Source organism: Chryseobacterium antibioticum, assembly GCF_012927325.1.
Classification (GTDB): Bacteria; Bacteroidota; Bacteroidia; order Flavobacteriales; family Weeksellaceae; genus Chryseobacterium; species Chryseobacterium antibioticum.
Map to the genome: position 1 here is coordinate 1 of NZ_JABBGI010000043.1, position 26,328 is coordinate 26,328.

Sequence of the window (26,328 nt, forward strand, 5' to 3'; positions counted from 1 at the left end):
CGATCTCAGTTTCTATTATATCTTTGTCTAGTACTTGGTACATCATTGGCTTGCTTTCTTTTTTTATGTTTCGCAACACAAAAATAAGCAAGCCTTTTTTATAGGAAAAGTTTAAATGACTTCATTAAATATTTTTATTTATTGGTTATTACATAATAAGTTAAATTAAAATATATAAAATATTTTATACGGTGATAGATAAATAATTGTTAATTTTAGGACTATAAAATATGAAAATGACTAAAAACTTATTATCTAAATTAAACTATGATAAGGAAGGTGTTAAGATCAAACTTTTTTTATTGGTGGCTTTATTGTCCACAGTTTGGTCAAAAGCCCAATCTCCTTCCCTAGAGATGACTGCTGGTGATGGTAATCCTACTGCCAATGTAACAAACGTTGTAGGTACTACTGTTATTAGGCTCCGGAACAACACGGATAACCCTACAGGTAGTACTTATGCTACTTATGCAAACCCTACTGCCCTGAATGTAACCTATACTTTAAGTAATCAACAGTATACGCAAGCCAATTTTACGGGCTATAATGGCGTTGTGTTTATAGGGTACCCGGGAGAACCTATTCTGACCTTAATGAATGCTTTCGGAAGTACCACCGTCAATACTCCTTTTACAAGCAGTAGTGCACCAGTAGGGACTGGGATTGATATTACAACAAACAGAGCTATCAATTTTTCCACTAACGTTCAGCCATTAACAGCTGCTGGAAGAGCTACGAACCAACGATGGCAAATGGCAGATTTAACCCTAACCTTCAGTAGACCTGTTAATAATCCGTATTTACAGCTTAATGCATTAGGAGGAACATCCAACGGGCAGTCTTATACTGCAGAATTTGATTATGTATCTTCCAATGTGCCGGTATCTTTTTCTAAAGTTTCGGGTACGGCACTTTTGAATGTGAATTCTACTCAGATTTTAAATTCGGCCACAACTCCTGATGGTGCAGCGGCAAATGCTTCAAGGGGAACCGTACTGGTATCAGGTACAGGTATAACTTCAATAACCCTGAGAGTATTTACACGCGGTTCAGCTGCCAATACGGGTACTAACTGGCACGGGACAACAAATACAGCAGGAGAGGGCTATATGTTAGGAGTAACTGCTTTGGAATCGAACTTAGGAATTACAAAAATAGTCAATAACGCAACTCCTGCTGCGGGAAGCAATGTAAGTTTTACTGTTACTGCAAGTAACTTAGGAGCCTCCAATGACACCAATGTGATCGTAAATGATCTCCTTCCCTCCGGATATACTTATGTAAGTTCTACACCTTCCACAGGTACTTATAATAGTGGAACGGGAGTCTGGACTATAGGCAATTTAAGTGCCGGTGCAAGTGCTACTTTAGAAGTTAATGCGACTGTAAAAAGCACAGGTAGCTATGTGAACACGGCTACTATTTCAGGAGACCTCCCGGATCCTGATGCCACCAATAATACTGTCAGTGTAACACCAACACCGGTGATTACTGATACAGATGGTGATGGAATCGATAATACCCTCGATCTGGACGATGATAATGATGGTATTTTAGATACAGTGGAAGGCTTTTGTATCTCTCAAAGTGTATATACTTTAAATATGGCCAGCACTCTGGCAGGAGCTACTATAGGGATTAACGGCGGAAGCTTTAATCTGGTATATACATTAACATCAGGTACTGCGGTCCCATCATTGGGAGCCAGTTTTAACGTGCCTTTCTCCTATTCGGATTTTAATAATACGATCAATGCACAAAACCATACTTGGAGCATATTCAACACTTCTGCTACTGAATTCAGGATACTTCCTAACACGACTTCTCTGTATACAGGTTTACCAACTAATAATACAACCACTGAAGATCAGACTGGTGCATCACCCAATACACCAGATTCCTGGTTTAGATATCTGTTAAGTACCAATAGGATAACCCAGTTAGGAAATTTCACCACTACCATAGGAAGTTTACCAACAGTAACGGGAACTTCTTCTTATAGCAGCAATACTGCACTTAATTTATTTTCAGTTTTTAATGCCGCTAATTCAGGAGCAGTCTTGGGAAGTGGATATCATTCAAGGCTGCAGTTTCAGAATACTACTAATCCAGGAGCTGCAGCTGGAACATTGTCTTTTGGGGTAAATTATGGTAATGCCTATACCTGGAACTATACGGCATTTACCAGTACCGCTGGTTCAGGTGCGGGAAATGCAGGAAACAGAGGATTGATCACTATTTCACAGAATACGGTTACTTTCTGTAACCATAGAGATACCGACGGAGACGGAACACCAGATTATCTGGATCTGGATTCTGACGGAGATGGCTGTTATGATGCCCTTGAAGGAGATGAGAATGTACTGGTTGCACAGTTAAATCCAAATGGAAGTATTGCAGGAGCTGTGGATGCCCAAGGGGTTCCGGTAATCGTAAACTCTGGTGGAGCTGCAGATGTAGGAGCGGATCAGGGACAGGGAGTAGGAACTTCAGCTAATTCCGCGATTCAGGATACTCAGTGTTTAACGGGGTTCGGATGTACTAGTAATATGTACCTTTCTCAATTAAATACTTTATATAATGTAGATACTTCTACTAATCCTTTTACGTACACACAAATCGGGACACCTGCCGCTACCAATTATAATGCGATAGGGATTAATCCTCTTGATGGTTTCATGTACGGAATGCTTACCACCTCTAATACGATTATCCGTATCAATGCCAACGGTACCTATAATACACTTGGAGCAGTAACAGGTTTACCTGGAGCAGTTATATACAACTCCGGTGAAATAGATAATCTGGGGAACTACTATGTGAAATTGAACACCAATAACAATCAGATTTATAGAATAGACCTGTCAACATTAACCGCTACATTAATTACACTTTCAGCAAGTGTTAATTTACCGGATATGGCTTATAGCATAACTACGGGACTGTTATATGGTGTTAACTCAACAAACGGACAGCTGGTATCCGTTAATACGACTACAGGAGTTGTGACTCCAATAGGAATTACACCGGGAGCAGCAAATATTGGAGCCATGTTCGCATCCAGCACAGGTGAAATGTATGGCGTTGATAATGTAGGAGGTTTTTATCAGTTTAACCTTACTACAGGACAGAGAGTTCTGATCTCAAACGCACCTCCAAGTTCAGGAAATGATGGTGCACATTGTGTTAATACACCTATCGCTTTTAGTGCTGATCTTGCTGTAACTAAAACAGACGGAGTTTCAGCCTATGCTCCTGGTACCACCACTACGTATACAGTAACGGTGAGTAACAGTGGTCCGTTTGGAGTTTTAGGAGCTACTGTTTCAGATCCTGTTCCTGTAGGAATTCCACCTGCAAATGTGAGTTATACTGCAGTTGTGGCTGGTGGAGCTACCACATCCGTATCCGGAACGCAATCCGGAGCAATTAATGATCTGGTAAGTCTCCCTGTTGGAGGAACTGTAACGTACACAGTTGTGGTGAATATACCTTTTGCTTATTCAGGGAACCTTGTTAATACAGTAACCATTACTCCTCCTTCTAATATAACTGAAGTCAATAATACCAATAATACAGCAACAGATACCGATACTCAGGCAGTGTGCTACAAGCCTGCAGTAACCGCGGGAACTGTTTTGGATACTCCTCAGGGCATTACTTCTCTAGGAAGAGCCGGTATAGCTGGTAATAACTGGCCGATGGCAAGAAAAGGGGCATGGACTGTTCTAGAAGCTAAAACGAAAGGCTTTGTGCCTAACAGACTGACCTCTGCACAGATTGCTGCCATTCCGGCTGCTGATCTGATAGAAGGAATGATGGTTTATAATATTACTCTGGATTGTTTACAGATTAACACCAATGGAACTGCTGCCGGATGGACCTGCTTTAATACCCAAACTTGCCCGACTAATTAATTAACTTACTTTTAATATATTCAAGATGAAAAATATTTTCGTAATCATATTGACTTTGTTCTGTGGAATTCTTTTTTCACAGGTTGCAATAGGAAAGACATCCGTTTCGTCTCCGTCCGCTTCTCTGGATTTTGGAACTGCCAACCGGGGAATAGTACTACCTTGGGTAACTTCAACAGCAGCTGTAACAGCAGTTGTGAATGGAACCATGGTTTATGATCTTACTGATAAGAAAGTTAAGATTAAGTATACTGCAGGCTGGAAAGACCTCTCAGTGGACACTTCAGGAACTACTGTTGACCCGTTGACGAGTGTGGATGGTGTGACTATCCAAAATACGGCAACAGAAAATACTGCTGCTAAAACATCCATAGGGACGCCAACCGCTACTCCAGGTATTTTGGTTTTAGAAGATACCAATAAAGCAATGATACTGCCGAAAGTTGCCAGTCCGCATCTTAATATCATCAACCCTGCTCCGGGAATGATGGTGTATGATACTTTTAATAAACAGTTAGCTGTTTTTAATGGCAACGCCTGGACCTTCTGGAAACCATAAAGTATTAACAAAAAATAAAAATTGTAAGTAACAGAATACTTACATTTGAATATAGGACCGCAGTAAACTTTGTTTGCTGCGGTTTTTTTATTAATGGCAATGTCTTGCTCTTTTGAAGTATAAGTGATAACTACGGGGTTCTATAGCCGATACATCATATAATATATTGATTGTTCAGGAATTACTAATCTTTATACATGATAATTTATAAATGAATAATTTATTATTTACTTTTAATCCGTATATTTGTTTTTATTTAGAATAAATAAATATTGATGTAGAAAACATCAATTTATGTACTTCTGCAATGGTAATCGGATGATCTCAATCAATTATTCACGATCTGTTTTGCAGTCCTTACTAAAACTAAAAAAAACTATGGAACAGAAAAGTAAAAGAATCGCAGCACTGGATTTAATCAAAGGAATGAGTGTCATCGGAATGATTATTATACACACCTTACTCATTTATGCGAACGTAAAGTCACAATCAGAATCAGTTATTGGTAGCTTTATTGTCTTTTTGGGCAGAGGAACTGCTATTTTTATGATCTGTATGGGACTCACATTTATGACTTCCACCCATCAAAGTCTTAAAAGTTCCATTAAACGGGGTACTTTACTTTTATTAGCAGCCTTTTTTATGAATTTCATGAAGTTTATTGTTCCTGCAGTGTTGGGTTTTGCTCCGGATCATTTTATTCAAAAATATGGATGGCATGGTCCGATAGAGCAGCAGTATATGTATCTGGTCATGCTGGGCGATATCTTACAGTTGGCAGGGATTTCCTTACTATTGGTCGGTTTTATCCGGGAATATGTAAAAAATAAATATGGTATTCTGGCTATAGGATTACTGGTCGCGCTGGTTTCCAGAGAAGTTAGTGGAATTAATATAGATTATCCTGTCGTTAATTATATCTCGGATCTTTTTTTCAGTAATGATTATCCTGCTTATATTTATTTTCCAGTGTTTCCATGGATGTCTTTTATTATCATCGGGATGTTTTTCGGGAAATGGTATCTGGAACTTAATTATAACAGCAAACAGTTATTTAGGAATATGTTATATGTGGGAGTTTTGTTTGTAGCTCTTGGTGCTCCCTTGGTCTTTCTATATAGCGACTATCATTACAATGGTTTTTACCATATGGGACCGGGAGGGGTTATTTATTTTGCAGGATGGACGTTGATTTTTCTGTGGGTGATTTTCAGACTCACCTCAAACATTAAAGAAAATGGATTGATCAGACTTTTAAAATATTGCAGCAGAAATCTAACGTCGATGTATATGATCCACTGGATCTTGATTTCATGGGGAAAGGGCATCTTTGGGTACAGACAGCATGGAATTGCATTTGTATTAATGCTTATAGTACTTTACATGATTCTAACGTTTCTAGTTCAGATCTCATTAGATATCTTAATGAAGAAAAAGTCACTATCTCTCCCTCAAAGTATCTCAACTAATGAAACTGTCCTGAAGTGATAATCTTGAACATATTTTTCAATTGGATTCAATTATTTTCATTAATCTTTTTTTGGTCATACAGGTTTGGCTTGTTTTATGTTATATCTATAAAATTAATTTAAAAAAAAACGACAATATGAAAAAGAATGTATTGACCTTATTAGCGTTCGGTTTATTTGCAACAGCTGTTAATGCCCAGGAAACGGTAAAACAAGAAGCAAAAAATGTAGGCACTGCCATTGAAAAAGGGGCAAAAGCAACAGAAAAAGGAGTTAAAAATGGTGCAGAATGGGTTGGAGACAAAGCTCAAAAAGGAACAAAAGCTACAAAAAAAGGGGTTAAAAAAGGCACAAAATGGGTTGGTAAAACAGCAACCAAAGGTGCGAAAAGTGTTAAAAAGACCGCTGTAAAAGGTGCAGATGCAGTTGCAGACGGTTATAAAGATGTAAAAGCAGATCTAAAAAAATAATTTTTCTGGAAAAATATAAAAAACGACTTCTACAATAGGAGTCGTTTTTTATGTTATAATATTTTTTCTTGATTAATTCGACTTCTTGTGCAAAATAGTGAGGTTATAAAGATAGAATGTTGCTAACCCCTTGTGTATTTAGAAAAAAATAATGCAAGGGCAATAAAAGCAAACAGTAATTGCAATTTAATCAATCAGATATTCCCAAACATATCCTGTTTTCTTTTGGTACCGAACTTTTACCCAACTGCCTTTTCTATTATCAATCGTATCATTTTGTGCTTTTCGCTGAATGATCTCTACTTTTGAATATAGAGGTGCAATAACTAGGACCTTCCCATTTTTGGAAGGCATATCTCTAATTGAAGCCCCACTTTTAGCTATTATTTTTGCCGAAACAGATAGGTTATCCTTCAACGGATAACTGCCCAAAAAACGAACTGCCACTATAAGCAGAACAAGGATAAGACCCGTGATAATCCAGTTCAATATTTTTAAATGAGTCCTGAGTGATTTTAAACTTTCCCAATCTGCCATTTTATCTTACAAAAAAATAAATTAATCCAACTAAAAAGAGGATGATCATATATTTGCTTACAATCCTGCTTTTCAGTGCTTCCTTTTCCATGTCCAATACGCAGTCATTGCAAAGGAATCTTGGACCTGTATAAGTTACGTCTGTATGTCTGGATGATGAGTGGCCCGTGACAACATTCCTGCGATGGTAAGCCCCCGAACGACCACAATGATAACAATATGCCATTGAATTTATTTTTATTCAACAAATGATGAGTTATTATTCAAATATACATTTTTCTTCATAAATTAAGAATAGAATGCCATGAGATTTATATCTTGTATAGACTCTAGGGAGTAAGACATTGCAGGATAAGTAAAAGAGATCACAAGAAAAATAGCTAAATTCGTATTAGTAAACCCAAAACAAAATTTAAATGAAATTTTTTAAAGCCATCCTTATAGCCTCCTTATTTGTGTTTCAGCTGAATGCTGCACAGGAAAAAGCAGATGTAGAATTGAATAAAGCCCTCACAGAAGCTAAAGCCCAGAAGAAAAATGTTCTGCTGGTATTCCATGCTTCATGGTGCGGATGGTGCAAGCTGATGGAAAAAAATATGAACCTCCCTGAAACCAAACCCATTTTTGACAAGAAATTTGTAACCACCTACATCGATGTTCAGGAAAGAGGAGAAAAGAAAAAACTTGAAAATCCCGGCGGACAGGAACTGATGAATAAATACAAAGGCGAAAATGCCGGACTTCCTTTCTGGCTGGTATTAAATCCAAAAGGAGAGGTGCTTGCCGATTCTTTCAATAGTAAAGGTGAGAATTTAGGATCGCCCGCAACCCCTGACGAAGTGTCCACATTTTTGGACAAGCTGGAAAAGAGTTCAAAAATGAATAGAGAAGAACTTCTGACCATTCAGAAAGTCTTTGTAAAAAAGGATAAATAAAAAGAAACTCCCCGGACACTATCCGGGGAGTTTTTAGTCAGATTAAACCAAAAAAATTCTATAATCTGATTGTGCATCTGTAAAGTATTGATAGTCTTCAATATACTTTTATAAATAGTGATGAAATCATATAAAAACTCCCCTAACGATAAGTTGGGGGAGGCTGTTCTCAGATCAAATAAATGTATGAAAGGATATTTCTAGGATCTGAGTATACATCGTCAAAATTTATTATAAGTTTTTATAGTGATAATCGATATTAGTCCACACAATATCATCTCCGATTGCAGTCATTTCTGATGGATTGTTGAAAACAGTCTTTCCAAAAATATCCTGATAGACGGTAATCCCGAAAACAGCTTTCTGGGAAATGGTCAGAGCATTGTTATTTTCTCTTGGCATCTTTTTAACGTAGCGGAACGATCTTTTAAGGGTAAAAGAAGATTCACTTCTGTTAAAAATCCCAACCAAATTCTGCTCATTATTTTCAGTGATAAATACAGAGTCTTTTTCAATCTTCACGACGTAGGTCATATCCGCTGATGTTCCGGAGATCAACTGCAAAGAATTGTTTTTCAGATCTAAACTTATTTTCTTCCACGCCGGCTCCTGGTAAGTACTCCAGTAGGTGCTCAGGTAAGATTCTGAAGTATCAGTCTTTTGGCCTGAAGGACCTTTGTAAACTGAAATATTCTGTACACTATACGTTTTATATTCAAAGGTATAGACTTGCTTTTCCACAGGCTGGATATTTTCAGCCACTGGATCTTCATTTCCACGGCATGAGATCATGGGGAGGGTTGCAAGAATAAATAACGACAGGTATTTCATTGAATAATTTTTGCAAAAGTATACATTTTACACCATGTGGTGAAATATAATTCAATAAAATATCTGCTAAGCATAATAAACCTGAAGAACAGATACAGAATTTTTAATTCATCCGAAAAAGATATCTCATCGCATACTTTGCACTGAACAACTTTTTTAACGCAAAGTTTAATTTTAACACCGCATATTTTAAGAAATACTAAGAAGAAATCAATCAAAGATTGATTCGATTAAGCGCATGTAATATCGATTAGCTTAGGCAGTGGCGAAGTCACACCTCTTTGCTCAGCTTAAAACTAAAGCAAATTATCTTTAGACTTTGCGTTAAAGAATTTATAAAAAGTTTAAAAAATAAAATATCCTCACCAATTCCTCAATTTTTAAAACTCAAAAAAACTCCCCAGACAAAAATGTCTGAAGAGCCTATTTACAAATTAAATTATTTCTTACTTACCGAAAAAGATCTCGTCCTGTTTCTGTTGCTCATTATAAATAAGCTGAAAATTATCTGGCATGTTCTGATAAAGGAGTTGCCATTGCTGGGTTTTGGAATGCTTTTTAAAGCTCTCCAAAGATCTTACGAACAGGTTTTCGATCACGGTTCTTACATAAGAATCACCGTTTCTATAGATCCAGTCCATCAGTTTGATATGATGGGCTACGATGTAGATTTTCGATTCCTGCAGCATATCCTTTAAATAATTAATGGTAGCCTGGATAACGCCGGCAAAGTTTTCTTGCACAGATAACTGTGTGATTTCCTTTCGGAGTGGTGGATAGAAAAATTTTAAGTATTCAACGGCTATCTTTTTATTAATAGCTTGCATTTGTACTTTCATCATAACTAATATTTTTCAGTATTTATATTGCAGCCAAATGTGTACCAAAATTTATAGCATGGCAGCAAAAATAAAAACGCCTATAATCACAGCGATGTGAGTAAGCAATACCTCTGTATTGTGCCTAGTGGTCGTGGTTTTCCACGTTTTCCAGTCGGATATTTTTCTGATTTTTGATTTCATAACCTGTTGAATTTGAGTGGTTTTCAATTTTATGTAAAATGAGCTTTTGTAATGAAACAGATGAAAAATGTAATAAAATTTTAAATGCCATGGGTGTAAATCTGTCTCGAATACGTCTGTTGTAACTCCCTGGAGATGTGACTAAAGATTACTTTTCTGTATTCTCCGCTGCAAAAAGCAGTAAAATTGTCCAGTGAATAGATGAAAATTCCTTCTATAGCATTTTTTAAAGCAGTATCGCCGTGTATGTAAATTTTGTCCATTTTTTGAAGACTTTTAAATAAAATATTTCTGTCATTCTGTCGGACCATACTTTTAATGCGCTCCGTGAAACTTCTGATCACACTGTAAGAGTTCTGAGGTGTAGTTGGGGTAAGTTCATTTTCAAAGTCAGGAATCACTTCTGTAATTTCCCGGATGGCTTCTGAATAGTTCATATGATTAATGATTTTGTTCTAAAAGTTTAATGAGGGTTCCAAAGACGAAAACAGTCAGAAAAGCCATTAGAATAACATGGTAGGGTTTCAGCCATTTTGGAGTGGCCGGTCCTCTGCTCTTTAATCTTCTTAACTTGTCAATGCGGTTTAAGGTCTTCAGGTCCATATTGTATGTTTTGAAGATGATGAAGCGAATGGTGTTCCTTTGAATATGAATTTTATTTAATTATTTTAAAATCAATATCTTATGTTTTTTATGGGATGTGCCAAGATTAAAAAAATCCTGTCAAAATGATAAGGTTTTTATCAGAATGAAATGAAGAGGTCACGTTTTTTTTTAAACTATTAAGGAAGAATAAGTTTTTAAGAATATTAATTATAGCTTTTCATTAGAATGTAGCTGAAAAAAATTGTTTAATTTTTTCTTAATTTTCCTTACCTCCTTCATTAATCTTAATGGTTTAAAATATTTCAAAATGAATTGATATAGGCTCAATTTAGTTGAGGTAGATTTTCTTTTTGACAAAGTTTAAAATAATTAGAGTTTCCTCTATAAGGTGATAATCAAAGTCAAAATAGTGAATTAATAAACTCTTGATTACTTCTGCTACGATAGGTCTTAAAATTAATTTGCTGAAATTTTTCATTATAAAATTTTCATGCAAAATATTTTTCGATTAAAGTTTTATAAAGGACAATATTTTAGATTTTTAAGTGATTGATTTGTAGTACGTTAATGTTGTTGGTTAATTTGGATGGGAATTATGATATTGTATAAATTATTGGTTTTTAAATGTTTATGGTTTTAAATTTATTTCTAAAACCATTTTTTTGACGCATTTTTGTGTATATTTTATTTGTATGATGGAAAGAATAGAATGAATATCTTTGCACTCCAAATTATTCAGGACATGTTTTCAAAAATTATAGTACACAGAGTAGGAAATAAAATCAACGGAGAATCTTTAACGCTGTCTCAGGAAGAGTTGAAGCTGGAAGAAGGAATGGCAGAGCTGCTGGAAGATTATTTTTTAGGTTCTTTTAAATCAGAAGAGACCTTCAATTTTTACAGTGACACGTATTTGGTCAATAACCCGGTATACAGTTCCGTATCCGAGATCTTTGAAGACAAATCGAAATTCCTTTGGGAATCTGAAAATATTGCAAAACACCTTTTTGAAGCGGCTGAAAACCCTAGAGTTCAGGGCGGAGAATTGTTTATCGTGCTTTTTGAAGAAGAAAGCGACCGTCCGGATAAAGTAGATAAAATCGGGATCTTTAAAACCGAAAAGAGAGAATCTTTCCTTAAAATTTCGCCTAATGAAGAAACTTTTGATATTGAAAAAGACCAGGGAATCGGTTTGTCTAAAATAGATAAGGCTGCTTTGATCTATAACAATAACAAAGAGACCGGATATGTACTTTCTGTGGTTGACAACAACAAAAACGGAGATATGTACTATTGGTTCGAAGATTTCCTGAAAGTAAAACAGCGTGATGACGAATATTTCCACACGCAGGAAGCCTTGATGGTGTACAAAGATTATATCACTAAACAACTTCCGCAGGAATTTGAAGTGTCAAAAGCAGACCAGGCAGATTTCTTAAATAAATCCATCAATTTCTTCAAGGAAAAAGAAGAATTCAAAATGGATGAGTTTGCCACAGAAGTATTGGGAGACGAACATGTGATTGAAAGTTTTGTGAATTTCAAAACCGATTACGAGCAGGATATGCAGGTGAATATTGCTGAAGAATTCCCAATCAGTGAAGCGGCTGTAAAGAAAACACAACGTCATTTCAAAAGCATCATTAAACTGGATAAAAACTTCCATATTTACATCCATGGCGACAGGCAGAAGCTGGAAATGGGCGAGGATGACAAAGGAAAATACTACAGACTTTACTTCGAAAAAGAAGTGTAATCAAACAAAAATAACCTGAGTTAGGGTTTGAGAGTGAGAGAGTCGGAGAGTTATAGAGTGATAGGGTTTTAGAGTTTTGAACTGGTTATCAGTTGCTGGTTGCTAGTTCGTAGTGATGAAGTTAATAAGATGATTGTCTGAAATCTTGTCTCTTAAAAATTCACCATTCACTTACGAAGCAAAATTCACCATTGACATTCTAAATATAAAGAATCAAAGAGGGCTAATTGTTTAATTGGTCCTCTTTTCGTATTGGGAATTCACCCCTTTTTCCTTCCTTTGCTATATGAAAACAACCATTATCGATCTGTCGAAACCCATTCAGTACAATGCCGGAGATCCCTGGTTCATGAGGGTTAAGATCAAGCATAAATCGCATAAAAAATCGCACTGGCTGATCCGTCTGGCATTAAATCTTCCATTCAGGCTTTTCCTAAAAACTGGAAAGGATGGGCAGATGATTCGATCAAAAATATGGGTCTGCATGCGACGACACACATTGATGCTCCCTGGCATTATGGGCCTGTTGTAGAAGGGAAACCTGCCAAAACGATTGATCAAATCCCTTTGGAGTGGTGCTATGGCGATGGTATTGTCATCGACTGTACCCATAAAGAAGATTTTGTAGCAATCACTATTGATGACTTGAAAAAAGATCTCGATAAAAACGGAATTTCCATTCAGGAAGGAAATATTGTCCTCATCAGAACAGACCGTGATAAAATGATGGGAACCGCAGATTTTGTAGAAAAAGGAACCGGAATGAGTAAAGAAGCCACAGAATGGTTGATTGATCAGGGAGTAAAAGTAATGGGAATCGATCAGTGGGGATGGGATCTTCCGCTAAAATATATGGCTAAAAAAGCAAGGGAACTCAATGACCCCGAATATTTCTGGGAAGGGCATCGTGTAGGCATTGAAAAAGAATACTTACATATCGAACAGCTTACCAATCTCAGTGCATTGCCTCCTTCAGGTTTTAAAGTTAGTGTATTTCCACTAAAAATTGTGGGTGGTTCTGCAGCTCCAGCCAGAGTGGTAGCCATTATGAACCCTTAGAAATTAATAGTAGGTGGTTAGAAGCTGGAAGAGGGAGGCAGGAAGTGATCCTTGGCAAGGTTCTAAACCTTGCCAAGGATATTCAAGAATACTTTTCAAAACTATTTTTTCCTAAAGAATAAGGCTCTCCCATATTCATAATTCATTCTTGCAATATTCAGCACAGAAATTCCCTGAGGGCATTCTACTTCACAGGCCTCGGTATTGGAGCAGTGTCCAAAAAGTTCATGATCCATCTGGGTGACCATATTCAGGACACGGCTGCTTCTTTCCTCCTTACCTTGAGGAAGAAGGACCATATGAGTGATTTTTGCAGACGTGAATAAAGCGGCACTTCCATTTTTACACGTAGCCACACACGCACCACATCCGATGCAGGCGGCAGAATCAAAAGCTTCCTCAGCAGTTTGATGAGTCACAGCAATTGCCGTGGCATCAGGAGCCTGACCCGTATTCACAGAAACAAATCCGCCTGAAGAAATAATTCTGTCAAAAGCCGACCGATCGACTTTCAGGTCTTTCTTTACAGGAAAAGCCTCTGCCCGGAAAGGCTCTATTAAAATCGTTTCGCCATTTTTGAAAGACCTTAAATGAAGCTGGCAGGTTGTTGTATTTTTTAAAGGTCCGTGGGCAATTCCGTTGATCATCATACCGCACTGTCCGCAGATTCCTTCGCGGCAGTCGTGATCAAATTCTACAGGTTCGTCACCTTCCGTAATGAGTTTTTCATTTAAAGTATCCAGCATTTCCAGGAAAGACATGTGGGGATTCAGTTCTTTCAGATCATAACTGACCAGTTTTCCTTCACTTTGTTTGTCTTTCTGTCTCCATATCTTAAGATGTAAATCCATAATTTTTGTTTTTTATTTGTAGCTTCTTACCGTAGGCTGTATTTCTTCAAATATTAGCGGTTCTCTGATCAGTTCCGGCTCACTGTTTTCGCCTGTCCATGCCCATGCGGAGATAAACTGATACTCAGCATCATTTCTTAAAGCTTCTCCGTCCGGAGTTTGAAATTCTTCTCTAAAGTGAGCACCGCAGGATTCATTCCGGGTTAAAGCATCATAGCACATCAGCTCCCCAATCTCGAAATAATCGGCGACGCGGCCAGCTTTTTCAAGTTCCGTATTCATTTTATCCCCTTGTCCGGAAACCCGTACATCTCTGTAAAATTCCTGCTTTAATTTCCTGATTTCTTCAATGGCATATTTCAGACCTTCTTCGTTTCTGGCCAGTCCGCAGTAATCGTATAAAAGTTTTCCAAGCGTTTTATGGAAGTAGTCAACCGTTTTAGTCCCTCTGATACCCATAAAATCCTGAATCTGTTTTTTTACAGCATTTTCTGCCGCTTCAAACTCAGGACTATCCGGAGAAATTTTTCCGGTATGAATTTCATCAGCTAAATAATTGGCAATGGTGTATGGAGCAATAAAATAGCCGTCTACAGAAGCCTGAAGAAGCGAATTGGCTCCCAATCTATTGGCTCCGTGATCTGCAAAATTAGCTTCTCCCAACGCAAACAATCCCGGAATAGTGGTCATCAGTTCATAATCTACCCAAAGTCCACCCATTGAAAAGTGAGCAGAAGGGGAGATCATCATCGGTTCATTATAAGCATTGTACCCTGTGATCTTAAGATACATGTCAAATAAATTTCCATATTTCTCCTGAATCTTTTCCTTTCCCTGTTCTCTTATCGCTTTGGAAAAATCAAGATAAACTGCATTTTTCAAAGGTCCGATTCCAAAACCGGCATCAATTCTTTCTTTGGCCGCACGGGATGAAATATCTCTCGGAGCAAGGTTTCCAAAAGCAGGATACCTGCGTTCCAGGTAATAATCTCTTTCGTTTTCCGGAATATCATTAGGGAGTCTGCTTTCATCAGCCTTTGAAGGAACCCAGATCCTTCCGTCATTACGCAATGATTCTGACATCAGGGTTAATTTGGATTGATAATCTCCGGATTGCGGCAATGAAGTAGGATGTACCTGAATCCAGCTTGGGGAAGCCATTAAAGCCCCTTTTTTATGAGCTCTCCAGATCGCAGAACCATTGCATCCCATTGCCAGGGTTGAGAGATAATAGATTTTTCCATAACCACCAGTTGCGAGAATAACCGCATGAGCGGCATGTCTTTCGATTGCTCCGGTATCTAAATTTCTCACGATAATTCCTCTTGCTTTGCCATTGATCATGACCAGATCAAGCATTTCATGTCTGGAATACAGTTGCACTGTGCCTTTTCCAACCTGTCTCATCAGAGCCTGATAGGCGCCCAGAAGAAGTTGTTGTCCGGTTTGTCCTCTTGCATAAAACGTACGGCTCACCTGAACCCCACCGAAGGAACGGTTGTTAAGATATCCACCATATTCACGTCCGAACGGAACGCCCTGTGCTACCGCTTGATCAATGAGGTTTAAAGAACATTCTGCCATACGGTAAACATTCGCTTCACGGGCTCTGAAGTCTCCGCCTTTTAACGTATCTACAAACATTCTGTAAACGCTGTCGCCGTCATTTTTATAATTTTTAGCCGCATTCACACCACCCTGCGCGGCTACGGAATGCGCTCTCCTCGGGCTGTCCTGGAAACAGAATGATTTAACATTGTAGCCCATCTCACCCAGAGAAGCAGCAATAGAGCTTCCCGCGAGACCGGTTCCTACAACAATAACGTCCAGCTTTTTACGGTTAGCAGGATTAACGAGTTTAGCTTTCTTTTTATAGTTGTCCCATTTTTGTTCTAATGGGCCTTGTGGTATTTTTGAATTTAAGATCATGACTTTTCTGTTTAATGGGCAGTAAAGAATATGTAAACGGGCATTAGCGCAAAACCTATACTGATAATGATAGAATAGACAATTCCGGCGGTTTTGAACCATTTTACAAACTTAGGATGATACAATCCGAGCGTTCTGGCCGCACTGTGAATCCCGTGGATTAGGTGATAGCATAAAGCGCCCATCGATAAGACGTAAATGATGACATACCACCATTCTTTGAATACCGTTACGACAAGAATATACAAATCCTTATTTCCGTTGTCGTCCAGCGGTGGGCTTCCAAATTTGTAGACATACCAGAAATTTTGACAATGGATCACCAGAAAGATCAGAATTAATGTACCCAAAATTCCCATATTCCTGGAACACCATTTACTGGCTCGCCCACGTCTTTCTGAGTGATAATCGCCTCCCGATTTTTTGTTTTTTAAAGTAATAACCAATCCGTCCAGGGCATGCAGAATAATACTTGCATACAGCACATACGAAACCATCTTGATCAGAATATTTCCGTCCAGAAAATGCGAATATGCATTAAATTGCAGGTGCGCCTGCTCCGGTGGAAGAAACAGCTGGAGATTTCCCAAGAAATGGATCAACAGGAAGAAGCTCAGGAATAATCCTGTAAGGCACATCAGCATTTTTCTTGACAAAGTTGACAGCATAATTTTTTATTTAATGATTAATAATATCCTAAAACTTTCATCCACAGTCCTCCGACTACCATATAGATGATCAGTAGCACGATCCCGATTTCAAAACCTCGCAGCCACCAGGCCTTCAGCTCAACATAACCGCTTCCGTAAAATACAGGAGCAGGGCCGTGGCCGTAATGGGTAAGTACCCCGTAAATTGAGCCTAAGAAACCAAGCATCATGGCCAACAGCATCGGTGGAATTCCCAAAGAAACACCAACTCCTAATAAGGCCGCATACATCGCTGCCACATGGGCTGTTGCACTCGCGAAAATATAGTGACTGAAGAAATAAACAACAATAATTACCGGAAAGGCAACCTGCCAGCTTAATCCGCCTATTTTTACTTTAATCAGATCACTGAACCAGCCAATGAAACCAAGTTCATTTAAAGAACTTGCCATCATCACCAGAACAGCAAACCAGACAATCGTGTCCCAGGCTCCTTTCTCTCCTTTGATATCTTCCCAGGTCAGTACGGAAGTGAGAAGTAACATGGTAAGTCCAATGAAAGCTGTTGTTGTAGCATCTATAGACAGTGCTCCTCCAAATATCCAAAGCGCTAAGAGAATAAAGAAAGCTAAGAGCATCAGCCATTCATTACGGGAAATAGGTCCCATTTCTTTTAATTTCTGAGCCGCCATTTTTGGGGCATCTCCTGTCTTTTTCAATTCAGGTGGGTATAATTTGTATAAAACCAAAGGAACGACAAAGAATGCCACCAATCCTGGAACGAATCCGGCAGCAGCCCATGACATCCATGTAATATTGATTCCTAAATTGGCTGCAAATTTCTGACACATCGGGTTACTCGCTGTTCCCGTCAGGAACATGGATGAAGCGATGAGGTTCATATAATAACTGTTCAAAGTAAGAAAAGAACCCAGTTTTCTATGGGTTTCAGGTTTTTCCGGAACAGAGTCAAAACTTATGGCCATAGATTTCATAATAGGATAAATGATCCCACCGCCTCTTGCCGTGTTACTCGGAATAGCGGGAGCTAAGCATACATCGGCAAGTCCAAGACCGTAGGCAAGTCCCAATGAGCTTTTACCGAAAATCCTGATGAATAAAAAGGCAATCCGGTTTCCCAATCCCGTTTTGATAAATCCTCTGGCGATAAAGAATGAGATCCCGATCAGCCAGATCACTTTATCCCCGAATCCGGAAAGTGCTTTAGTGATTGATTTTCCAGCATCTCCGGGAGCTACCACTTGGGTAAGCGCTGTAAATGCAATAGCCATCATACACATGGTGCCCATAGGTGCTGCTTTAAGGATAATTCCTAAGATGGTTGCCGCAAAAATAGCAAACAGATGCCAGGCATTTTCAGCGACACCTTCAGGGGCCGGGATAAACCATATGATCAACGCAACGGCAAACGTTATCGCGATATTTCTGATATTAATTTCTTTCATGATCTATAAATATTTAAGCGGTTAAAATCTACTTTGGACCTGAACAATGAATAGATTGTTGTTGTATTGTGATGTGTTTTCTACCTGATGCTTGTAACGGTCAAACTGTACGCCCAGCTGAATTCTTGCGCCATAGTTTTTCAGGAATTCCAGTCCGAACATTGGGGTAATCGTCTGTCTTGGGTTGGAGCTCAATCTGAAATTGGTGTCCAGATATTCGTAACGGCAAGACAGTTCGAAAGCGCTGAGGTTTTTGTGATTGATCTCGTATCTTACATTCGGAAGGAAATAAGCTCCACGAATCAGATACTGGTCAGGATTCGAAGGTCTTAGTTCCGGATCGATGGTGTTGTACAGGACATGATTGGTTGCCTGTTTAGCTTCCAGCTGCATGTCCAGGCTCCATTTCGGGTCAAACCGGATCAGTGAACTGAGATCAATTCCCACGGCATATACTTTTTTACTTAAAACTTCGCCGACGCCACCATTCAGACCGATATTGAAATTATATTTTTTTGACAGTCCGAAAACCAGTCTTGTAGAATATTGTTTTCCGTTGTCATTATCATTCACTTGATTTTTGCCATTTCCGTTAACGACTGATACAGCATACTGGAAAGGTATTTGTCCCAGTTGAAGCTGTCCGGTAGCGGAAAGTCCGATCTGGAAACTTGTCCAGCCCAGTTTTCCAAATTCCGTATATTGATTGGACCAATCCAGAGACTTGATGATGTCAATAGGATACGTCTCCTCAATACCGAACCAGGGTCTGAACTGCCCAACGGTAAAGGCCAATTTGGGGTTGAAGGTATATTTCAGATATGCATTTTCAAGCACCCTGCTTTTAGGATCATTTTTAAAATCAGCGAGGTTAGCAAGGGCCACGACTTCTGTTCTTTTGCTGATCTGTGCACGTACCTGAACCCTCATGTATTTAAGCATGAAATTATTACTGGTTCCTGATCCGTCCGCATGATGCAAACCGTTCACGTCGACATCTTTGGCCATTCCAACGAGATAACGCGCCTGAAAAAGACCTTTAACCTGAAGCACCGGATATTTCACGTTGTCTTCCTCCTGTTTATTCTGCTGCAATGAATCCTGGATCTGTGCACTGACTGAAAAACTAGCCAGCAAGGCACAAAAGATGAGGCTTCTTTTTTTGGGTGAAAAAAGGGTCATAGTAATGGTGTTTAATGAATGTATTATTTAAAGGATCAAGAATGTAAAAGTTTTTGAGGCAGTTCTACTTGATCGTTCTGCTGAACATTTCCCGGAAACCTCCATAAATCAACTGATATCTCATGGTGCGAATCCATAGATAGGGTGTTCATCATATTATTGAGGTTTTGATAGATCATCCTTGTAGAGGCTTCATACCCATTACCAACCCCTGTAGTAAGGATAAATATGGGAATAATTAAAGGGAACTTTTTCATAGTGTTATTATTTGAATTTAAATGATGATTTTATTGAAAATAATGCAGAAAAATTCAGAAATTTCTAATTGTATTCATTATTTGGTGATATAAATTTAATAAATTTTGTTTAATTAACATAATAATTTGAGGTGTTAATGTAAAATTCATGTGATGAATCATGAAGGGAAAATTAAACTTGACTGGCCCTGAAATTTTTAGTATATTATAAATTAAAAGCCATTATAAATATGGAAAAAGCAAGTGGATTTGTATTGAAATTCAGATAGATCCGGCTCACGGATTATAGGGATTATGGTGTTTTAGGACTTCCGTGATTTAATAACACAAAGTAATATGTCGTTAAAAAAATCGTTATATTTGATTGATCAAAGAAAAATATGAATTTTGTAGAGTGTCATGAGGAGCCTATCCATATTCCTGGGTATATACAAAGTTTTGGATATCTGATTGGTATTGACGCAGAATCTCACTCCATCACTTTCTTCAGCAGGAATATTGCGGATATATTTAGGGTTGAAAATGCAGAACAGCTTTTTGACAGGAAACTTATGGATTTTCCTGAGATTTTCCGTTCTGTTATCGATTCGGATCTTTATGCCTCCATTCAGGACTTTACAAAAAGAGAAAACGAAACGCATTTTGATAAGGTGTTTACCAGTGGAAAGGAATATCATTTTTCAATTTTCAGAAGTGGTAAACATATATTCCTGGAATTCGAAGCTGTGCGGGAAAATCCGAATAAAAGAATCTCTAATAAATATGACAATTTTTATGTCATAGACAATGAGAAGGAGCTTTGGGAGCAACTGTTGAGCACCCTTTCCAAGATTGTCAATTATGACCGTATGATGGTTTATAAGTTTATGATGGACGGTTCGGGAAAAGTGATTGCTGAAAGAAGAGATGAGAATATGGAAAGTTATCTCGGTCTTCATTACCCTGAATCTGATATTCCGAGACAGGCCAGAGAACTCTATTTAAAGAAACGAAAAAGAATATTCAGTAATGTATATGCAGAGACCGTTCCGCTTATCAGCAGGACGGATGAAAGTATTGACCTTACTTTCGTGGCTTCGCGGGGAATGTCACCTGTTCATGGGCGGTATATCAAAAACTCCGGAGCTTCTTCCAGTTTCAGTGTATCCATTATTATTGATGATTATCTTTGGGGATTGGTTACCTGCCAAAACTCGGAGGCTAAGCATATTGATCTTGAAGACCGGGTGCAGGCGGGAATCTTTACAGCTCTGGCTTCTAATGCCTACTCTTCATTTAAATCTAAAAATGAACTGAACTACCGTCTGGCGCTGAACGAAAAATCGTCCCAGCTGAAAGCGGAGTTTTTAAAACATAACAATCTGTTTGACTCTCTTGCGGATAATAAAGGAAAGATCAGGAAACTGCCTGAAGCGGATGGTTTTGTCATTATTTCAGAGAGTGAAACGGTCACTGTAGGAACGGTTCCTGAGCGTGAAACGATTGATAGAATTGCGCACTGGGCCCTTGAGAATACGGAAGAAAGTATGTACGTCAGCAGAACTTTTCTTAAGGATTTCGGAAAAGAATTGGGGCTGAGTGAGAATGCTGCCGGAATTATTATTTATTTTATTGAAAGAAGCAAAAAGGAAATGCTGATCTGGTTCCGTAAAGAGTTCAGCGAACATATCAACTGGGGCGGAAATCCAGAGAAAAAAATGGGAGTGCTTCTGCAGAATGGCGAAGAAAAGCATATTATTTCACCAAGGACATCTTTTCATATTTTTACTGAAAATATTAAAGGAAATTCGAAAAGATGGAATTCCCGAGACATCAGTTCGGTACAGGCCATTCGTGATGTGATTCTTGAGACTTCGCACAAACAGTACAATGCCATCAAAGCCCTGAACAATGAGCTGAGGAAGGTGAACGAGGAACTTGACAGTTTCTCCTATACCATTTCGCATGACCTTGGGACGCCTTTGACGGTGATGAAACTGAATGCCCAGATGTTGCTTTCGAATTTTGAAAAAACAGAAAAAAATAAAAATAAACTGACCTCTATTGTTGAAGAAATCGACAATATGGCGGAAATGATGCATGACGTATTGCAGCTCAGCCGTGCGAAGCACAGTGAGATAGAGTTGGAACGGCTTCAGCCTTTAAATACGATCCTGAAGATCTCCGAAAACGCAAAAATCACTTTTGAAAGTCCGAAAAGCGAGGTCGTTATTAAAGAATGTCCTGATGTACTTGCTGATAAAACGATGCTTCATCAGGTGTTTCTGAATGTGATCAACAATGCTGTAAAATATTCTTCCCATAGAGACGAGCCGAAGGTGGAAATCTGGGGAGCGGAAGAAGGTGAAAATATTGTGTACAGGATCTCTGATAATGGAATTGGGATTCCACAGGAGGAAAAGCATAAAATGTTTAAGATCTTCAACAGAATGGATAATGCCAAAAAGTTTAAAGGAAATGGAGTAGGGCTGTCCATTGTCCACAGAATTATGAAAAGGATTGGTGGAAATGTGGATTATGATAGCAATAAAGAGGGTACTTGTTTCATTTTAACGTTCAAAAAACCGTAAATTTGGGAAACTTTAAAAACCTTATTTATGGTATCAGAGTATCTTAAGCAAAATACAGCGGAATATCACGATGCTGCGGAGAAACTTTTCAATTCTGAAAAAATTTTTAACAAAACTTTCACTTTGGAGGACTATAAAAAGATCATCAATACGAATTATCTGATGCTTCTTCACAGTGAGGATAAAATATTCGGAAGCCTTTCTGATAAATATTCGGAAAAGCTTCAGCTCAACAACAGAATCAAACTTCCTCTTATCGAAAAGGATCTTAAAAGTCTTTCTTTGGAAAACCAGACCGTTTCACACAATCTTCAGTTTGATAACGAACATGAAGCTTTAGGAGCAATGTATGTGATCGAAGGTTCTACCTTAGGAGGGAATGTAATTGCCAAGCAGCTTTCTAAAACAGAAGGTTTTGACAATGTGACTTTCAATTTCTTTGGATGCTACCAGGAAAATACGGGACCGATGTGGAAAAACTTCAAGGAGGTTCTGGACACTGAAGTCACTGAAGAAAACTATAATGAAGTTCTTTCAGGAGCAAAAAAACTATATACGTTTTTACTGAACGTCAATTAATTTCATTGAACCCTAATTAAATTCCTGAAAAATTGCCCACATTTTCAGGAATTGTTAAATTTGGGCGTTTCAATTTTTAGACTAAACTAAAAAATAATTTAAAAAAAGTATACAATATGAAAGTAACTGTAGTAGGTGCAGGCGCTGTAGGTGCAAGCTGTGCAGAATACATCGCAATGAAAAACTTCTGTTCAGAAGTAGTTTTAGTAGATATTAAAGAAGGATTTGCTGAAGGTAAGGCAATGGATTTGATGCAGACGGCATCGCTGAACGGATTCGATACAAAAATTACCGGAACAACAGGAGATTACAGCAAAACTGCAGGTTCTCATGTAGCAGTGATTACTTCAGGTATTCCAAGAAAACCAGGAATGACCAGAGAAGAGTTGATCGGTATCAATGCTGGTATCGTGAAAGAAGTTACTCAAAACTTAGTAAAAAATTCTCCGGAAGTAATCATCATCGTAGTTTCTAACCCAATGGATACGATGGCTTATTTAGTACACAAAACTTCAGGTCTTCCTAAGCACAAAATCATCGGAATGGGTGGTGCATTAGACTCCGCAAGATTCAAATACAGATTGGCTGAAGCTCTGGAAAGTCCTATCTCTGATGTAGACGGTATGGTAATCGCTGCACACAGTGATACAGGAATGCTTCCGTTATTGAGCAAAGCAACAAGAAACGGTGTTCCTGTAACTGAATTCTTAGATGAGGAGCAACAGAAATACGTGATCGAAGAAACTAAAGTAGGAGGAGCTACATTAACTAAATTATTAGGAACCTCAGCTTGGTATGCACCAGGTGCAGCAGTTTCTGTAATGGTTCAGGCAATCGCTTGCGACCAGAAAAAAATGATCCCTTGTTCTTTAATGCTTGAAGGTGAATACGGACAAAATGATATCTGCCTGGGTGTTCCTGCTATTATCGGAGCAAACGGAGTAGAAAAAATCGTTAATGTAACACTTACTGCTGATGAGCAGTTGAAGTTTTCTGAAGCGGCTAACGCTGTAAGAGAGGTGAATGGAGATCTTAAGTTTTAATTGATTTAAGCTTTATATATAGGAACCGCGCCCGGAGGGCGCGGTTTTTTTAGTTACTTTTATAATATAAAAATGAATTTTATTCAGGATGTAATTTTATTTCGACAATTCTGAGTAAACAAAATCAAGATCCTGAAATTTTAGTTTACTAAAATCATCACTGGGAACCTGAATCTTGGACTGCTCCTAAAATGTGTCTAACATTTTGGGGGCAGTCCACAGTTGTGAGACGGATTCTTTTCAGGGTATTTTTTTATAAAGTTTCCTGCTTCGGCACTTTAAACAGCAAAATAATAGCCCATACCTGAAGAATGGTTTGCATTATGTTTAATAATCCTAATACAGGATTAGATAAAAAGTTAAGGTAAATAGAAGGAAGTCCAATCAATCCAATGAGGAAAGTGATCAACAGAACAAGTTTTACCCATTCGGTTCCTTTTCCGGCTAGATAGCCCATTCCGAAAATAAAAGCCAAAATGGCAACGGCGATACATATGGAGAGCCCGGTTTTAAAATCCTCATAAGTCCAGATCATACTTGCAATGCTCAGTACACCCGAAAGATACATGATATTGGCAGCTTTGGTGTGATTGGGATGTATCGTAATCTCCTTTTTCTTTTGTATTTTTAAAACCATGGAATTGATTCTGGTCTCTTCCTCCGGGCTGAATGTTTTTCCTCTTGACTGAAGTATTTCATAGGCACATTGAATAGCTTCAGGGACAAAGCGGCTCCCTGGCTTTACATATTGTTCAAGTTCCTGGGTTGACATCTTTTCCAGGGTGTTTTTATTTGTACTCATAAGGATTATTAAGGGGGCAAATTTAATGAAAGTACTTAAGTTTAATGATGTCTGCTGACGAAATTCCAAACAGAATTAATGAATTTTCTATTTTTCTCATAGTATAAAAGATGCCCTCCGTCAATAGAAACAACTTTCTGATCAGGAAACTGAAACGTTTTATAGTGCTGTGTTCCTACGGCTTTATCTTTTTTTCCGGTGATAATTAATGCAGGAACATGAATGGCCTTTGTAGCTGGTGCATAATCAGCATAATATTCAGGAAATTCTTTAGGTTTTGAGATCACGGCCATTCCAAAGTCGATAATTCTGGGATGAAGCGAGTCTATTTTGTCCATCTGTTTGATGGTTTCGATATCCTCAGTGAGAAATTTATAGCCCATTCTTTTCTTTCTTAGCGCAGCGCTTATTTTTGAAAGTTCAGTAGAAAGACTATCTTCAGGAACGACTTTATTTTTTTGTAGAAGAAGACTGTTTCCATATTCAATCTGTTCCTTCACTGATTCGTTATTCAGAAAATGGAGTGTGATATTGGATAAAATCAAACCTTTTGTATGTTGAGGATATTTTTTAGCATAATTGACTGCAATAATTCCTCCAAAAGAATGCGCCAGCAGAAAAATTTTATCAAGTTTCAGATGTTGCCTTAGTTCTTCAATATCCTGAACCATAGCCTCCAGATGATAATTTTCTGATGTTCCTGATTGACCGGATCCCCGCTGATCCATATAAATCATCTTCATTTTTTTTTCAAGATGGTTTCCACCCATAAGTTCAAATGATGGATACCCCTGTCCCGGACCTCCCGGAACATACAGGCACACTTCTCCTTTTCCAGAAACCTTATATTTTATTTTAACGTGATCGGAAGTTTCAAAAACGTCTTCAAAACTGCTTTTCTGAGCTGGAATAGCAGTCGTAGAAAGAAAAAGAAACAAAAGTAAGTAGATGGTTTTCATATAATAATAACAACTAAAGGGAAGTGTTTATTACTTTGTGGAAATAAAAATTAAAGTTCCAGGAACTGTCAGAGACTTTCTTCAAAGTCCTCTAGGTCACCTTTGATACCCTTTATTTTCTGGTTTTCAAAATGATTAATATACTCGTCCCTCGTTTTGAATATGATATCCGGATCAGATTCATAATATTCAATGGTAGCGAGGATTTTCTTATTCAGTTCTGTATTTTTTGTATCTGATGTAAGGTATTGCTTCATTTGCTCTTTGTCATATCCAAATATCAGTTCAATGTCTGCATACACCTGTGCATCAGTGCCCGCCCCGAATTTTGTCTGATAAAGGGCATAGACATCTTCATTACTCATATATTTGTATAGCATAAAGGCACAGACATCCAAAGTGTAGATGGGAAGATCAATCTGAAACCCTTTCTGCTCTTCTTTGAGTAACCATTGAATAAGAGGTTTGTGCTCCAGACCGTAATCATTGTACAGTTCGAATATTAATTCTTTTCTCTGCCAGTAGTTCACATCAAAAGAATCATAATAACCTGTTTTTCCATTGTGAAGAAACTGGAAGCCTTTTAAAAGAGTGTGGTCCGCATGATTTTTATACGCTTCAATGATCTTTCTTAAGGGGTTGCTCATCTGTTATAAATTATAGGTTGTTTGCAATATAATATTTTATTGCTTAAGATATCAGGTAGGGTTGGGTTAATGGTTTATGGACACAAAAAAAGAGCAGTAAAAACTGTAGTCATGGTCGGAAGAAATTCCGGTCATTTTTTTTTGCATTCTTATGTTTTGAAAACCTTTCGTGGATCCCCTCCCGCAAATACGATTAAAATTGCAGTAATCATATCCCGAAGTTCCATTTTGA

At 38.1% G+C, this 26,328-nt stretch carries 25 protein-coding genes; 10 read left to right on the forward strand and 15 right to left on the reverse strand.

Features of this window, described 5'->3' with window-relative positions; all coding sequences use genetic code 11:
- The first annotated feature begins 236 nt into the window (after window positions 1-236).
- From HHL23_RS21215 to HHL23_RS21230, 4 genes are all read left to right on the forward strand, one after another.
- Window positions 237-3,917, forward strand: a complete 3,681-nt coding sequence (locus HHL23_RS21215; RefSeq protein ID WP_169236735.1) for a DUF11 domain-containing protein — start codon at window positions 237-239, stop codon at window positions 3,915-3,917.
- Window positions 3,918-3,942: 25 nt separating this feature from the next.
- The gene (locus HHL23_RS21220; RefSeq protein WP_169236736.1) at window positions 3,943-4,476 is read left to right on the forward strand and encodes a hypothetical protein; all 534 of its coding nucleotides are present in this window, start codon (window positions 3,943-3,945) and stop codon (window positions 4,474-4,476) included.
- 378 nt (window positions 4,477-4,854) lie between these two features.
- Window positions 4,855-5,964: a heparan-alpha-glucosaminide N-acetyltransferase domain-containing protein gene (locus HHL23_RS21225; RefSeq protein WP_169236737.1), complete on the forward strand. Its 1,110-nt coding sequence runs from the start codon at window positions 4,855-4,857 to the stop codon at window positions 5,962-5,964.
- Between the two features lie 118 nt (window positions 5,965-6,082).
- On the forward strand, window positions 6,083-6,415 hold the full coding sequence (locus HHL23_RS21230; RefSeq protein WP_169236738.1) for a hypothetical protein: 333 nt from the start codon (window positions 6,083-6,085) through the stop codon (window positions 6,413-6,415).
- Between the two features lie 186 nt (window positions 6,416-6,601).
- Here the strand turns inward: HHL23_RS21230 and HHL23_RS21235 are convergent, their stop codons facing one another.
- Together HHL23_RS21235 and HHL23_RS21240 are read right to left on the reverse strand one after the other, a co-directional pair.
- On the reverse strand, window positions 6,602-6,904 hold the full coding sequence (locus tag HHL23_RS21235) for an SH3 domain-containing protein (protein WP_169236739.1): 303 nt from the start codon (window positions 6,902-6,904) through the stop codon (window positions 6,602-6,604).
- Window positions 6,905-6,953: 49 nt separating this feature from the next.
- The gene (locus HHL23_RS21240) at window positions 6,954-7,178 is read right to left on the reverse strand and encodes a hypothetical protein (RefSeq protein ID WP_169236740.1); all 225 of its coding nucleotides are present in this window, start codon (window positions 7,176-7,178) and stop codon (window positions 6,954-6,956) included.
- A gap of 190 nt (window positions 7,179-7,368) precedes the next feature.
- On the opposite strand from HHL23_RS21240, the gene HHL23_RS21245 reads away from it, so the two are divergent.
- Window positions 7,369-7,887, forward strand: a complete 519-nt coding sequence (locus HHL23_RS21245; RefSeq protein WP_169236741.1) for a thioredoxin family protein — start codon at window positions 7,369-7,371, stop codon at window positions 7,885-7,887.
- Window positions 7,888-8,118: 231 nt separating this feature from the next.
- Here HHL23_RS21245 and HHL23_RS21250 read toward each other — a convergent pair whose 3' ends face one another.
- The 4 genes from HHL23_RS21250 to HHL23_RS21260 form a co-directional block, all read right to left on the reverse strand.
- Complete coding sequence (locus HHL23_RS21250; protein ID WP_169236742.1) at window positions 8,119-8,718, reverse strand: hypothetical protein; 600 nt, start codon at window positions 8,716-8,718, stop codon at window positions 8,119-8,121.
- A 446-nt stretch (window positions 8,719-9,164) separates the two neighbouring features.
- The gene (locus HHL23_RS21255) at window positions 9,165-9,560 is read right to left on the reverse strand and encodes a DUF7674 family protein (RefSeq protein ID WP_169236743.1); all 396 of its coding nucleotides are present in this window, start codon (window positions 9,558-9,560) and stop codon (window positions 9,165-9,167) included.
- A gap of 48 nt (window positions 9,561-9,608) precedes the next feature.
- Window positions 9,609-9,740 carry a hypothetical protein gene (locus tag HHL23_RS22790; RefSeq protein ID WP_262889259.1) on the reverse strand — a complete coding sequence of 44 codons (132 nt, stop codon included), beginning with the start codon at window positions 9,738-9,740 and terminating at the stop codon, window positions 9,609-9,611.
- An 80-nt stretch (window positions 9,741-9,820) separates the two neighbouring features.
- The gene (locus HHL23_RS21260; RefSeq protein ID WP_169236744.1) at window positions 9,821-10,177 is read right to left on the reverse strand and encodes a DUF7674 family protein; all 357 of its coding nucleotides are present in this window, start codon (window positions 10,175-10,177) and stop codon (window positions 9,821-9,823) included.
- A gap of 911 nt (window positions 10,178-11,088) precedes the next feature.
- On the opposite strand from HHL23_RS21260, the gene HHL23_RS21265 reads away from it, so the two are divergent.
- Both HHL23_RS21265 and HHL23_RS21270 read left to right on the forward strand, forming a co-directional pair.
- The gene (locus HHL23_RS21265) at window positions 11,089-12,102 is read left to right on the forward strand and encodes a nucleoid-associated protein (RefSeq protein ID WP_169236745.1); all 1,014 of its coding nucleotides are present in this window, start codon (window positions 11,089-11,091) and stop codon (window positions 12,100-12,102) included.
- A gap of 474 nt (window positions 12,103-12,576) precedes the next feature.
- Window positions 12,577-13,161 carry a cyclase family protein gene (locus HHL23_RS21270; RefSeq protein WP_228464919.1) on the forward strand — a complete coding sequence of 195 codons (585 nt, stop codon included), beginning with the start codon at window positions 12,577-12,579 and terminating at the stop codon, window positions 13,159-13,161.
- Window positions 13,162-13,262: 101 nt separating this feature from the next.
- On the opposite strand, the gene HHL23_RS21275 is transcribed toward HHL23_RS21270, so the two are convergent.
- Genes HHL23_RS21275 through HHL23_RS21300 form a run of 6 tightly spaced genes read right to left on the reverse strand, consistent with a single transcriptional unit; the run spans window position 13,263 to window position 19,496 of the window.
- A complete protein-coding gene (locus tag HHL23_RS21275) occupies window positions 13,263-14,012 on the reverse strand; it encodes a succinate dehydrogenase/fumarate reductase iron-sulfur subunit (protein ID WP_169236746.1) in 750 nt (249 codons plus the stop codon).
- Window positions 14,013-14,024: 12 nt separating this feature from the next.
- Complete coding sequence (locus tag HHL23_RS21280; RefSeq protein ID WP_169236747.1) at window positions 14,025-15,941, reverse strand: fumarate reductase/succinate dehydrogenase flavoprotein subunit; 1,917 nt, start codon at window positions 15,939-15,941, stop codon at window positions 14,025-14,027.
- 11 nt (window positions 15,942-15,952) lie between these two features.
- Window positions 15,953-16,609 (reverse strand): succinate dehydrogenase cytochrome b subunit, encoded by a 657-nt coding sequence (locus HHL23_RS21285; protein WP_169236748.1) that lies wholly within the window; start codon window positions 16,607-16,609, stop codon window positions 15,953-15,955.
- A 17-nt stretch (window positions 16,610-16,626) separates the two neighbouring features.
- Window positions 16,627-18,057: an anion permease gene (locus HHL23_RS21290; RefSeq protein WP_169236749.1), complete on the reverse strand. Its 1,431-nt coding sequence runs from the start codon at window positions 18,055-18,057 to the stop codon at window positions 16,627-16,629.
- A gap of 21 nt (window positions 18,058-18,078) precedes the next feature.
- Entirely contained in the window at window positions 18,079-19,239 is a 1,161-nt protein-coding gene (locus HHL23_RS21295; RefSeq protein ID WP_169236750.1) for a porin, read from the reverse strand.
- 35 nt (window positions 19,240-19,274) lie between these two features.
- Entirely contained in the window at window positions 19,275-19,496 is a 222-nt protein-coding gene (locus HHL23_RS21300) for a hypothetical protein (protein WP_169236751.1), read from the reverse strand.
- Window positions 19,497-19,876: 380 nt separating this feature from the next.
- Between HHL23_RS21300 and HHL23_RS21305 the strand changes: the two genes are divergently transcribed.
- The 3 genes from HHL23_RS21305 to HHL23_RS21315 all read left to right on the forward strand — a co-directional run bounded on the left by HHL23_RS21305 (window position 19,877) and on the right by HHL23_RS21315 (window position 23,688).
- The gene (locus tag HHL23_RS21305; protein WP_169236752.1) at window positions 19,877-22,066 is read left to right on the forward strand and encodes an ATP-binding protein; all 2,190 of its coding nucleotides are present in this window, start codon (window positions 19,877-19,879) and stop codon (window positions 22,064-22,066) included.
- Window positions 22,067-22,093: 27 nt separating this feature from the next.
- On the forward strand, window positions 22,094-22,645 hold the full coding sequence (locus HHL23_RS21310) for a biliverdin-producing heme oxygenase (RefSeq protein WP_169236753.1): 552 nt from the start codon (window positions 22,094-22,096) through the stop codon (window positions 22,643-22,645).
- Between the two features lie 116 nt (window positions 22,646-22,761).
- Window positions 22,762-23,688, forward strand: a complete 927-nt coding sequence (locus HHL23_RS21315) for a malate dehydrogenase (protein WP_169236754.1) — start codon at window positions 22,762-22,764, stop codon at window positions 23,686-23,688.
- Window positions 23,689-23,941: 253 nt separating this feature from the next.
- Here the strand turns inward: HHL23_RS21315 and HHL23_RS21320 are convergent, their stop codons facing one another.
- The 3 genes from HHL23_RS21320 to HHL23_RS21330 form a co-directional block, all read right to left on the reverse strand.
- The gene (locus tag HHL23_RS21320; RefSeq protein WP_169236755.1) at window positions 23,942-24,490 is read right to left on the reverse strand and encodes a hypothetical protein; all 549 of its coding nucleotides are present in this window, start codon (window positions 24,488-24,490) and stop codon (window positions 23,942-23,944) included.
- Between the two features lie 41 nt (window positions 24,491-24,531).
- The gene (locus HHL23_RS21325; protein ID WP_169236756.1) at window positions 24,532-25,449 is read right to left on the reverse strand and encodes an alpha/beta fold hydrolase; all 918 of its coding nucleotides are present in this window, start codon (window positions 25,447-25,449) and stop codon (window positions 24,532-24,534) included.
- 68 nt (window positions 25,450-25,517) lie between these two features.
- Complete coding sequence (locus HHL23_RS21330; protein WP_169236757.1) at window positions 25,518-26,096, reverse strand: hypothetical protein; 579 nt, start codon at window positions 26,094-26,096, stop codon at window positions 25,518-25,520.
- Between the last annotated feature and the right edge of the window lie 232 nt (window positions 26,097-26,328).